This is a genomic window from Acinetobacter sp. ANC5681 (assembly GCF_023488045.1).
Taxonomy (GTDB): Bacteria; Pseudomonadota; Gammaproteobacteria; order Pseudomonadales; family Moraxellaceae; genus Acinetobacter.
On the sequence record NZ_JAMFKZ010000048.1, the window covers coordinates 1 to 11,325 of the forward strand.

Annotated in this window: 11 protein-coding genes and 1 tRNA gene; 7 read left to right on the plus strand and 5 right to left on the minus strand. The window is 39.3% G+C overall.

Annotated features, from left to right (window positions below; translation table 11 throughout):
• The first annotated feature begins 1 nt into the window (after position 1).
• Positions 2-78, plus strand: a tRNA-Met gene (locus M5121_RS14965).
• A gap of 74 nt (positions 79-152) precedes the next feature.
• Here M5121_RS14965 and M5121_RS14970 read toward each other — a convergent pair.
• Together M5121_RS14970 and M5121_RS14975 are read right to left on the minus strand one after the other, a co-directional pair.
• Positions 153-1,184, minus strand: a complete 1,032-nt coding sequence (locus M5121_RS14970; protein WP_249571620.1) for a hypothetical protein — start codon at positions 1,182-1,184, stop codon at positions 153-155.
• On the minus strand, positions 1,177-2,802 hold the full coding sequence (locus tag M5121_RS14975) for an NAD+ synthase (protein ID WP_249571621.1): 1,626 nt from the start codon (positions 2,800-2,802) through the stop codon (positions 1,177-1,179). Before M5121_RS14975 ends, M5121_RS14970 begins: the two co-directional genes overlap by 8 nt.
• 699 nt (positions 2,803-3,501) lie before the next feature.
• Here M5121_RS14975 and M5121_RS14980 point away from each other — a divergent pair.
• Positions 3,502-3,666: a hypothetical protein gene (locus tag M5121_RS14980; RefSeq protein ID WP_004913964.1), complete on the plus strand. Its 165-nt coding sequence runs from the start codon at positions 3,502-3,504 to the stop codon at positions 3,664-3,666.
• A gap of 54 nt (positions 3,667-3,720) precedes the next feature.
• Here M5121_RS14980 and M5121_RS14985 read toward each other — a convergent pair whose 3' ends face one another.
• From M5121_RS14985 to M5121_RS14995, 3 genes are read right to left on the minus strand one after another with little or no spacing between them, the layout of a single operon-like run.
• Positions 3,721-4,245, minus strand: a complete 525-nt coding sequence (locus tag M5121_RS14985; RefSeq protein ID WP_249571622.1) for a hypothetical protein — start codon at positions 4,243-4,245, stop codon at positions 3,721-3,723.
• A 59-nt stretch (positions 4,246-4,304) separates the two neighbouring features.
• Complete coding sequence (gene hemJ / locus M5121_RS14990) at positions 4,305-4,757, minus strand: protoporphyrinogen oxidase HemJ (protein WP_208727730.1); 453 nt, start codon at positions 4,755-4,757, stop codon at positions 4,305-4,307.
• 18 nt (positions 4,758-4,775) lie between these two features.
• The gene (locus M5121_RS14995) at positions 4,776-6,005 is read right to left on the minus strand and encodes a beta-ketoacyl synthase N-terminal-like domain-containing protein (RefSeq protein WP_249571623.1); all 1,230 of its coding nucleotides are present in this window, start codon (positions 6,003-6,005) and stop codon (positions 4,776-4,778) included.
• A gap of 289 nt (positions 6,006-6,294) precedes the next feature.
• On the opposite strand from M5121_RS14995, the gene M5121_RS15000 reads away from it, so the two are divergent.
• From M5121_RS15000 to M5121_RS15020, 5 genes are all read left to right on the plus strand, one after another.
• Complete coding sequence (locus M5121_RS15000) at positions 6,295-7,644, plus strand: EcsC family protein (RefSeq protein WP_249571624.1); 1,350 nt, start codon at positions 6,295-6,297, stop codon at positions 7,642-7,644.
• Positions 7,645-7,814: 170 nt separating this feature from the next.
• The gene (gene rpsL / locus M5121_RS15005; RefSeq protein ID WP_004638184.1) at positions 7,815-8,189 is read left to right on the plus strand and encodes a 30S ribosomal protein S12; all 375 of its coding nucleotides are present in this window, start codon (positions 7,815-7,817) and stop codon (positions 8,187-8,189) included.
• Between the two features lie 160 nt (positions 8,190-8,349).
• Positions 8,350-8,820: a 30S ribosomal protein S7 gene (gene rpsG / locus M5121_RS15010; protein ID WP_004638185.1), complete on the plus strand. Its 471-nt coding sequence runs from the start codon at positions 8,350-8,352 to the stop codon at positions 8,818-8,820.
• A 178-nt stretch (positions 8,821-8,998) separates the two neighbouring features.
• The gene (fusA, locus tag M5121_RS15015; RefSeq protein ID WP_004913954.1) at positions 8,999-11,137 is read left to right on the plus strand and encodes an elongation factor G; all 2,139 of its coding nucleotides are present in this window, start codon (positions 8,999-9,001) and stop codon (positions 11,135-11,137) included.
• A gap of 93 nt (positions 11,138-11,230) precedes the next feature.
• The coding region (locus M5121_RS15020) for a GTP-binding protein (RefSeq protein ID WP_017397055.1) at positions 11,231-11,325 on the plus strand (95 nt) is incomplete at its 3' end.

Sequence of the window (11,325 nt, forward strand, 5' to 3'; positions counted from 1 at the left end):
CGGCTATGTAGCTCAGTTGGTTAGAGCACCGCACTCATAATGCGGGGGTCACAAGTTCAAGTCTCGTCATAGCCACCATTTTAAAAACCACGCTCCTGCGTGGTTTCTTTTTATCTATAGTTTTTTTCTACTCAGCGCTGACTTGAGCCAGATTAGAGATGTGTTTCGATAACTTGTAGGGTCTGAGGGTTGTCGTAGAAAGGTTTTAAAACCATGTGAATAATGGGTTCTAACACATTATGTTCATCTAATGCTTTAACAACTTTTGGATAAAAACGAACTGCCTCATTGCGTAGATCGCTTTCTTCCAAGCCAATAGCTGTGAAAACATCTTGTAGGCTTTCATCTTTATAAAAATCATAGAAAACTTTAACGCCATAGAGAATCAGATCTTGCAAAAATGAAGACTGGCGTAATTCTTTCCAATACTCATAGATCATCACAAAGAACTCTTCTACATCTAGAGGAGTGACTTGCTTAGTGTATTCAGAGAGTGGTTTAGATTTATTATCATCCCATATATTGCGTGCCAAACTTTCTAGATCATCATTTGATAATAGACCCAAATCAACAAGTTGTTCTTGAATAAAGCGTGCAATACTTTCTTCTATTTTTTGCTCAATACGTTGTTGTTGGCGATAGGAAAAAGTTTTTAATTTCTGCTGCCATTCATATTTACTATCTTGAGCTTTTTCTTCATCAGCTGTAGCAAATAGTTTGGGTAATTTATTTTGTAGTGTAGAGGTTGCTATATATAAGCAGAGTTGCTCAATGGATGGGCTTTCTTTTAGAAATTTATTCAAATATTGTCGAATATTATCTAATTCTAAGATTTTAGATAGCCACATTTCAAATTGATGATCTGAGAATACATCTTGGAGTTGTGCTGAGGATTGCAAGGAAAAAACATGAAGACGCTGGGCAATTTCTCCAATGAATTCTAATAGTCCAGCACCTAATTGCATTTCAAAAGCATAGCGTTTAACTACAGCTTGAATTTGATCAAGCTCTACAACTTCTTTCAGTTTTATATTCGGAGCATGTTGTAAAAAAAGCTGAATAAACTGTTGGAAAAACTCGGGTGAGAGTTGAGTAGTGAGTTGGTTTTTATAAAAGGCCACTTGCTCAAGCATAAGTGCTTGAGCAAGTAATTGTGACTTTTCAGAAACAATTTTTTCAGTCATTCGTTGTCCATCCGTTGACGATAGGGTAGCGTCGTTCACGGCTAAAAGCACGTGAGCTGATGCGTGGTCCGATTGCACCTTGACGACGTTTGTATTCGTTGCGATCAACCAATCGAATCACTTTTTCTACCACTTCAGCATCAAATCCTCTCGCAATAATATCTGCTTGGCTTTGATCTTCTTCGATGTATGCATAAAGTATCGCATCAAGTACATCGTAAGCTGGTAAAGAGTCTTGGTCAGTTTGATCAGGGCGTAACTCGGCAGAAGGGGGACGAGTAATGACACGCTCAGGGATCACAGGTGTTTCACTTAATGTATTACGGTATTTTGCTAATTCGAAGACGATGGTTTTATAGACATCTTTTAATACAGAGAAGCCACCGACCATATCACCATACAGTGTGCAATAACCGACTGAAATTTCAGACTTGTTACCTGTTGAAAGTACAAGGTTGCCAAACTTATTTGATAAACCCATGAGCAGCGTACCACGGGTACGCGCTTGTAAGTTTTCTTCCGTTGCATCCGCTGGTGTGTTGCCAAAGAACGGGAATAAGGTCTGCATGAAGCTATTTACGATTGGGTGAATCTCTGCAATACCGAAAGTTACGCCCATGCGACGTGCTTGTTCTGTTGCATCTTCTACACTCATTTGAGAGGTATAAGTATAAGGCATCATCACGGCTTGTACTTTATCAGCACCAATCGCATCAACAGCAATAGCAAGTGTCAAGGCTGAATCGATTCCACCCGATAAGCCCAAGATCACACCAGGGAAACCCGAGCGTTGTACGTAGTCACGTGTTGCCATAACCAATGCTTGATAGATTTCAGCAAAAGTATCTAAAGTTGGGATGGCATTAGCAGTTTTAAACTGTTTTTGCTCTGCATCATATTCAGTCACATAAACAGATTCTTGAAAACTTGGTGCTTGTAATGCAAGTTCGCCATTTTTGTTGGTTACAAAACTTGAACCATCAAAAATTAGATCATCTTGACCACCTACTTGGTTAACATAAACTAGATTGAGATTTAACTGTTTAGCTAACTCATTTAAAGTTTGGATACGATGTTGCGGTTTACCTACTTCGTAAGGTGAAGCATTAAGAACCAATGCTGTTTCTACATTGAGCTGGCTTAATTGCTTAACAGTATTCAGTGACCAAACATCTTCACAAATAAGTACACCAAATTTATGACCTAAATATTCAAAAATTAGATGCTGATGACCTTCTTGGAAGTAGCGTTTTTCATCAAAAACACCATAATTTGGCAAGTTATGCTTATTATAAATCCCTAAAACTTGTCCATCTTTCATCACGGCTGCTGAGTTATAGCGGTAGCCATCTTCGGTTTGATGAACAAAACCAAATACCATGACGATATCTTTGACTTCACTTAATTGTGCAAATGCTTTCTGAGTGCGTTTTTGTAAATTTGGGCGAAGTAATAAGTCTTCAGCTGGGTAACCTAGCGTAGAAAGTTCAGGGAAGATGATCAGATCAGCCTGTTGTTGTTTCGCTAAATTTGCTTGCTCAACCATCTTTTGAGTATTTGCGTCAATATTGCCAATATGCGGAGAAAATTGAGCAAGGGCAATTTTAAAATTTTTCATTCAAACCTAATCCTAAGTCTTAACAAGTGCTGATATACAAATTCTTGATTTGTGTAAGTATAATTTTAAAGAACGTTGTATATCATAGCGCCAAACATTCTATATCTTAAAGAAAAATGACAAGGTGTCTAATATATACTAATTGCACATTTTTCTGCGTAAAAATAACAAGTTTTTCTGTTTTAAAGAGCAACATTTTTAAATGGTTGCGTAGTGATGGTGCATGACTATGAATAAACTTAGCATTGTCATTTATTCTTTTTTTTCGTGTCACTTTCGCTTACCGAAATGACAGTTCAATGACATGAATAGAAACACTCTTTTTAGCTTATTTCGGTAATGGGATAAAAAATACAAAAAATTAGAGTTTTCGTAAAATTTAAATCTATCAAAAACATAATTTTATTGAATTGAATCTTTTTTGACCGTTCGTCGGGAATCCTTTTGCTACACTTGAGTGTACAAATGTCCACTGCTATTATCCTAATTAATGTGAACATCTGTACACTAGATGTAACAGTAAAAATATGCATTTCGCATATAAAAAGAGGAAATAGAAATGTCAGTTGTATTTTTTCCAGTAATTGCGTTTGGTTTAGCTGTTGTAGTTGGTCGTATTGGTACTTTAATGTTCCAAGAGCAAGTACAAGAGTCAGAGTAAGTTTGATTAATTAAACTTTTGATGAGAGGTAATAAGTTATGGTGATTCCAACAATCTTATATCCAGTAATTGCTTTTGGATTGGCAATTGGTGTGGGACGTATCGGTACAATTGTTAAAGATGCGATGCGTGTAGATTTTACGACTGAAATGGATGATAGTCATGAACTTAGCTCAGAGAGCAGTAAAAACACAGCAGCATAGAATTGCTAATGATGTTTCAAGCTGAAAAGCCCTGTAAATAAACGACAGGGCTTTTTATTGATTCAAAATAATATTTGGAATCTTCTTTAAAAAAATATCTCGTGCAATATCACCTTGTTGTTCAATGTTGTAACTGGTGAAAGTCTTGGTTTGAATAAATTGATAATGATAGGGATTATACTTTTTAAAACTAAGATAGTAGCCTGTCTGTAACAACATTCCTTTTAAGATGACATTGGTTTTTTGTTGAAATTGCAAGATGTGGGCGAGTTCATGAATAAAAATTGCCTGAAGGTCTAATGAGCAATTTGAATAATCCTGATAAAAATGTTGTTTATGTACAAATAGATTGCCGTTTGGTGCCATAAAAATATTAACAGGCTGCCAAGGGAGATAGGGGGTATTGAAAATCTTAACTTCTGCATAGTTAATCAAGTCGCCAAATACGGGGCGTGCCATGGCGATTTCGCCCGACGTCAATCCACGATATTGGAACTCATTCATTTTAAGATAAAGGATTAGGTTTGCAATGAAGCCTGCCTTTAATCTTTGTATATATGTTTGAAATGATTTGATCATTTGAACAATAGATAGGAAAAGTGAGGGTGATCAGAATATTTTAGAATAAAAAACCTCAGTTAGAACTGAGGTTTTACGACCACTAAGATGACCACGGCAAATAAGATCAAGGTTGGCATTTCATTAAAAAAACGCCAGAACTTGTGCGATTTATAGTGCGCATTACCAATTAGCTTTTTGCGGTAATAACCACAGACAAAGTGGTAAATCACCAATAATCCAACCAGACCGACTTTGAAATAGAACCATAAGGCTTCATGATAATGTCGGGTCGCATCCCCCCAGTCAACCAGAAAGTGGGCGGTAATTAATGTGGCAATCATCGATGGCCACATAATTCCACGATACAACTTGCGTTCCATCACTTCAAAGCGTTGATGACTAACGGTATCTTCGCTCATGGCATGATAAACATAAAGACGTGGTAAGTAGAACAATGCAGCGAACCAGCAAACCACAGCAATAATATGTAATGCTTTTACCCACAAAAAAGCATCAGAAGGTGCATCCATCGATAATCCTACGCAGGATTATGCATCCCACTTCTTGAAAATAAGGCAAGCGTTTACGCCGCCAAAACCAAAACTGTTACTCATCACAGTATTCAGTTTTGCATCACGTTTTTCAAGTACAATATCGAAACCTTGTGCGCCTTCATCAAGCTCAGTCACGTTGATGTTTGGAGCAATAAAGTCATTTTGCATCATCAATACAGAATAAATCGCTTCTTGAACACCTGCAGCACCTAAGCTGTGACCCGTCATTGATTTAGTTGAACTAAGTGGTGGAACTTGTCCTTCACCAAATGCACGCTCCATTGCTTTAAGCTCAGTCACGTCACCCGCAGGTGTTGAAGTCCCGTGAGTATTGACATAATCGATTTGTTCAATGCCGTGTTGTTTTGCTTCTTCTAGTGCCATGAGGATACAACGCGTAGCACCTTCCCCAGATGGAGCAACCATATCTGCACCATCGCTGTTCGCTGCATAAGCAACAACTTCAGCTAAGATGTTCGCACCACGTGCTTGTGCATGTTCAAGTGATTCAAGAATAACGAAACCACCACCACCAGCGATCACGAAACCGTCACGATCCGCTGAGTAAGGGCGAGATGCTGTTTCTGGTGTATCGTTATATTTAGAACACAATGCACCCATAGCATCAAAAAGTAAGCTTTGAGACCAGTGATCTTCTTCACCACCACCAGCAAGCATTAGATCTTGCTTACCTAATTGAATCAGGTTGTAAGCATAACCAATTGCATCAGCAGAAGTTGCACATGCACTGGTAATTGAGTGAGCAATACCTTGTAGTTTTAATGCAACGCCGACATTGGCAGTAATGGTATTACTCATATTACGAGGAACAAAGAAAGGACCAATTTTACGTGCGCCTTTTTCTTCTAATAGTTTAACCATCTCTGCAACTGATGCAGTTGAGTTACCGCCGCTACCACCTGCAATACCATAACGAGGGTTATTTGCTAGATCCTCTTGTTTTAGACCCGCATGTTCTACCGCTGCAATCGCTGCGTTATAAGCATACATTGCACATACACCCATAAAACGCTTGATTTTACGATCAATACCATCAAAATCCTGTTCAGCAGCAGCGCTGACATGACTTTTAAAATTTAATTCGGCATAAGTTGGATTAAAACGTGTTCCTGAGATTCCATTTTTTAAAGAATGAGTGACATCTTCTAAAGAGTTACCGATACATGAGTTAATGCCCATACCAGTGATTACAACACGTTTCATTTACAGATCCCTTTTATGGTAATACGAAGCCTTGTGCATATCGCTATAAGTACAAATCAGGAGAAAATAACGATTTAAATGGCTTATGAGTGAATGACACCATCATAGCAGAAAGGTTTTTTATTTCTTATGGCAAATTTTATGCCTATTTCTAGTTGTGTAAATATTCGTAAATATAAATGTAGTTGAGACAAAAGGTAATGAAAGAACACAGATAAAAGTTGAGATAAATTTGCATTCAACCTAGTATCTACCTAGAGATGCAAAGATTATAGAACAGAGGTACTTGATGACAAAATCTAAAAACAAGCAATCTTCAGGTTTATTTACCCAAGCCTTTGGAGTGGCTAAAAAGCTCAGTTCAGAAATACAAAAACTTCAAACTGCGCCTAAAACATTAGCAACTGGATCTACAGATTCATCGAATGTGATCGAAGGGAAGGCGCATTTTAAAAGCCCATTTGAGATTGAGCAATACGAAAGCCCTCAACAGATGCTGCGTCAACAACTTCCTAAATTGTCACATCAATTGCTAGGTAAGCATTATACGAAGGTAAATAATGTGGCGACTTTTGTTTCACCTGACATGGGCGAAAAAGTTTCTGATTATTTCTTTCAGTGGTTGAATGAATTTAGCTCGAATACTTCACTTACAGAAAAGATTCTGGAAGAAGCAGGCGTAAAGGATATTACCGAACTCACTCAAGATACGGGGCGTTCTCAACGTTTAAGTCAGGCATTAATTGAACAAAATAAATTATTAGCCGCTGCGCAAGGCATTATCACGGGTGCTACAGGAGTTTGGGGTGCAGCTGTTGATATTCCTGCCTCGATTGTTCTAGCACTAAGAACAATTTATCAAACGGGTCGCTCTCATGGCTTTGATTTGGCCGATGAGGCAGATCAAGAAGTGGTTGCCTTTATTTTTAAAGAAATTGATTTGGGTATTATTGCTGAAAAACAAACATTATTGATTGCATTAAAAGCGTTGAAGTCGATGTTAGAAACCCATGACTTACAACAGTTTCAGCAGTTGCTTGGATCGAGCAATGATGTTGAGCTTGTAAAGAAATGGTTAGTTGATGAGGAAGGACAGTTTAAATGGGGGTGGTTAAATCATATCCCTCAAGCTTCTGTGATTGGTAAGTTAACACCAGTTGCTGGTGCTGCTTTAGGTGGTTTTTATAGTTGGCGTTTACTCGAAGATGTTGGACACAAGGCACAATCTGTTTTCGGGGCAGCTCGTTTTTATTTGAATGAATATCCGAATGAAAATCTTTCACCCTTAGAAGCCTATTACAAAGCGGAAGCATTATTGAGAAAGCCAAATTCACGATTGTTAAATGCAACAGAGACTACGACAAATGCAATAAGTAGTATTGATGAAAGCAAAAATGATGTGATTACCAATGTTTCAGTGCAATCTAAAGATCATGCTGCTAAAGAAATTCAGACGAATGAAAACGTTGAGCAGGGTATTCAACAGCTTGCATCAGAGCATGTGGTCAAGCACGAACATACTGAACAGCAACCTGCTTTGAAAGAGCAATCAAATGAATTACTCAGTTCTGATGAAGCTGAACTATCTACTGAACCCAAAACAATTGATATTGAACCTGCATCAACGAAACACAGTTAATTATTTGTTGGTGTGATTTAGACATCAATAAAACAACAAAATTATAGAAATGGTCAGCAGTTGCTTTATCTTGCATTGTTGACCATTTTTACTTCTTGGCTTACAATTGTGTGCCCTTAAAAAGAGGTGTTTTTCTTTTTAAGGTTGTTTAATCACGGGAGAATTGCCAAATGGCAACAACAAATCAGTTGATCCGTAAGGGTCGTACAACTTTGATTGAAAAGTCAAAAGTTCCTGCGTTGAAGGCTTGTCCACAACGTCGTGGTGTATGTACACGTGTATATACGACTACTCCTAAAAAACCTAACTCAGCAATGCGTAAGGTTTGCCGTGTTCGCTTAACTTCTGGTTTTGAAGTATCAAGCTATATCGGTGGTGAAGGTCATAACTTACAAGAGCACAGTGTTGTTCTAATCCGTGGTGGTCGTGTTAAAGACTTACCAGGTGTACGTTACCATACCGTTCGTGGTTCTTTAGACTGTGCTGGCGTGAAAGATCGTAACCAGTCACGTTCTAAATACGGTGCTAAACGTCCTAAGAAGTAATTCTAGGCAACCAGCCCAAACAACCCTTTAGCGTTTCGCTTGTTTGAATTCTTCATAGATTTGTAATTCAAGCGACGTATAGTAAGGCCAGCGTAGCGTACATGACACTTGTACAAACTGCTGGATCATCCTGAAGTGTCATAATATTAGGTGTATTAAAATGCCAAGACGTCGCGTAGTCGCTGCTCGTGAGATCCTTCCAGATCCAAAATTTAGCAGCCAAACAATCGCTAAATTCATGAACCACGTAATGCAAGATGGTAAAAAATCTGTAGCTGAAGGTATCGTTTACGGTGCTTTAGAGCGTGTTCAAGAAAAAAACAAAGTAGACCCAGTTGAATTTTTCGAGACTACTCTTGAAAAAGTTCGTCCTATGGTCGAAGTAAAAGCACGCCGTGTTGGTGGTGCTACTTATCAAGTACCTATGGAAGTACGCCCATCCCGTCGTACTGCCTTAGCAATGCGTTGGTTAGTAGATGCTGCTGCTAAGCGTTCTGAAAAAACGATGGCTTTACGTCTTGCTGGTGAGTTGCTTGATGCAGCTGAAGGTAAAGGTGCAGCGATCAAAAAACGTGAAGACGTGCATCGTATGGCTGAAGCCAACAAAGCCTTCTCTCACTACCGTTTCTAAACGGATAAAACAGTCCCTAATCAGGAGAATATTCATGCGTACAGCAGCTCGATTCAACATCGCTCTTTATCAAAGTGGGAGCTTTGCGGGTATTTAAGTTGCCTGCTTGGATATTCGTGCGCATCAATTTAATTGATGCGTCCTGTTTTAAAGATAACATTTAGGAATGTAAGACATCATGGCTCGCCAAACCCCGATTACTCGTTACCGTAACATTGGTATTTCTGCGCACATTGACGCAGGTAAAACAACTACAACTGAACGTATCTTGTTCTACACAGGTGTATCTCACAAAATTGGTGAAGTACACGACGGTGCAGCAACAATGGACTGGATGGAACAAGAGCAAGAGCGTGGTATTACCATTACTTCTGCTGCTACGACTTGTTTCTGGTCTGGTATGGGCAACCAATTCGAACAACACCGTATCAACGTAATTGATACACCGGGACACGTTGACTTCACAATTGAAGTTGAGCGTTCTATGCGTGTTCTTGACGGTGCGTGCATGGTTTACTGTGCTGTTGGTGGTGTTCAACCTCAGTCTGAAACTGTATGGCGTCAAGCTAACAAATATAAAGTGCCTCGTTTAGCATTCGTGAACAAGATGGACCGTACTGGTGCAAACTTCTTCCGTGCTGTAGAGCAAGTTAAAACTCGTTTAGGCGGTAACCCTGTGCCTATCGTTGTACCAATCGGTGCAGAAGATACATTTGCAGGTGTTGTAGACCTTATCGAAATGAAAGCGATTATCTGGGATGAACCATCTCAAGGTATGAAGTTTGAATATGGTGAGATTCCTGCTGACCTAGTTGATACTGCTAACGAATGGCGTACTAACATGGTTGAAGCGGCTGCTGAAGCTTCTGAAGAGTTAATGGACAAGTACCTTGAAGAGGGTGATCTTTCTAAAGAAGACATCGTTGCAGGTTTACGTGCTCGTACATTAGCATCTGAAATCCAAGTGATGCTTTGTGGTTCAGCATTCAAAAACAAAGGTGTTCAACGTATGTTGGATGCTGTGATTGAATTCTTACCATCGCCAACAGAAGTTAAAGCGATCGAAGGTATCCTTGACGATAAAGCTGAAACTAAAGCATCTCGTGAAGCATCTGACGAAGCTCCGTTCTCTGCGCTTGCGTTCAAAATCATGAACGACAAATTCGTAGGTAACTTAACTTTCGTACGTGTTTATTCTGGTGTTCTTAAACAAGGTGACCCAGTATATAACCCAGTTAAGTCTAAGCGTGAACGTATCGGTCGTATCGTGCAAATGCATGCGAATGAGCGTCAAGATCTTGATGAAATCCGTGCAGGTGATATCGCAGCGTGTGTAGGTCTTAAAGACGTTACAACTGGTGATACATTATGTGATGAGAAAAACATCATTACACTTGAGCGTATGGAATTCCCTGAGCCAGTAATTTCATTGGCTGTTGAACCAAAAACTAAAGCTGACCAAGAAAAAATGTCAATTGCTTTAGGTCGTTTGGCGAAAGAAGATCCATCGTTCCGTGTACGTACTGACGAAGAATCTGGTCAAACAATTATTGCTGGTATGGGTGAGCTTCACCTTGACATCATCGTTGACCGTATGAAACGTGAGTTCGGTGTTGAAGCGAATATCGGTAAACCAATGGTTGCTTATCGTGAAACGATTAAGAAAACTGTTGAGCAAGAAGGTAAATTCGTACGTCAAACAGGTGGTAAAGGTAAATTCGGTCATGTATATGTTCGTTTAGAGCCACTTGATGTTGAAGCTGCTGGTAAAGAATACGAATTCGCTGAAGAAGTTGTTGGTGGTGTAGTACCAAAAGAATTCTTCGGTGCAGTTGATAAAGGTATTCAAGAGCGTATGAAGAATGGTGTCTTGGCTGGTTACCCAGTTGTAGGCGTTAAAGCTGTTCTTTTTGACGGTTCTTACCACGATGTCGACTCTGATGAATTGTCCTTCAAAATGGCTGGTTCTTATGCGTTCCGTGATGGTTTCATGAAAGCAGATCCAATTCTTCTTGAACCTATCATGAAAGTTGAAGTAGAAACTCCAGAAGACTACATGGGCGATATCATGGGTGACTTAAACCGTCGTCGTGGTATGGTTCAAGGTATGGACGATCTTCCTGGTGGAACAAAAGCAATTAAAGCAGAAGTTCCATTGGCTGAGATGTTTGGTTACGCGACTCAAATGCGTTCTATGTCTCAAGGTCGTGCGACATACTCTATGGAATTTGCTAAATATGCTGAAACTCCACGTAACGTGGCTGAAGGCATCATCGCTAAGTTCCAAGCTGGCGGTAAAAAAGGTGACGACGAGTAATCTTTCGATTACTATATTACCCAACTAAAATTTAGTTAAAAAACCAAGTGCTCATGGGCGACCCTCATGAGCAGTTTATAAAGGAAGATCATCATGGCTAAAGCCAAGTTTGAACGTAATAAACCACACGTAAACGTGGGTACAATTGGTCACGTTGACCATGGTAAAACAACTTTAACTGCTGCGAT

Excerpts from the sequence above, each read along its gene's own strand:
- M5121_RS14970 (WP_249571620.1), bottom strand. The coding sequence starts at position 1,184 with ATGACTGAAAAAATTGTTTCTGAAAAGTCACAATTACTTGCTCAAGCA.
- M5121_RS14975 (WP_249571621.1), bottom strand. The coding sequence starts at position 2,802 with ATGAAAAATTTTAAAATTGCCCTTGCTCAATTTTCTCCGCATATTGGC.
- M5121_RS14980 (WP_004913964.1), top strand. The coding sequence starts at position 3,502 with ATGGTGATTCCAACAATCTTATATCCAGTAATTGCTTTTGGATTGGCA.
- M5121_RS14985 (WP_249571622.1), bottom strand. The coding sequence starts at position 4,245 with ATGATCAAATCATTTCAAACATATATACAAAGATTAAAGGCAGGCTTC.
- hemJ (WP_208727730.1), bottom strand. The coding sequence starts at position 4,757 with ATGGATGCACCTTCTGATGCTTTTTTGTGGGTAAAAGCATTACATATT.
- M5121_RS14995 (WP_249571623.1), bottom strand. The coding sequence starts at position 6,005 with ATGAAACGTGTTGTAATCACTGGTATGGGCATTAACTCATGTATCGGT.
- M5121_RS15000 (WP_249571624.1), top strand. The coding sequence starts at position 6,295 with ATGACAAAATCTAAAAACAAGCAATCTTCAGGTTTATTTACCCAAGCC.
- rpsL (WP_004638184.1), top strand. The coding sequence starts at position 7,815 with ATGGCAACAACAAATCAGTTGATCCGTAAGGGTCGTACAACTTTGATT.
- rpsG (WP_004638185.1), top strand. The coding sequence starts at position 8,350 with ATGCCAAGACGTCGCGTAGTCGCTGCTCGTGAGATCCTTCCAGATCCA.
- fusA (WP_004913954.1), top strand. The coding sequence starts at position 8,999 with ATGGCTCGCCAAACCCCGATTACTCGTTACCGTAACATTGGTATTTCT.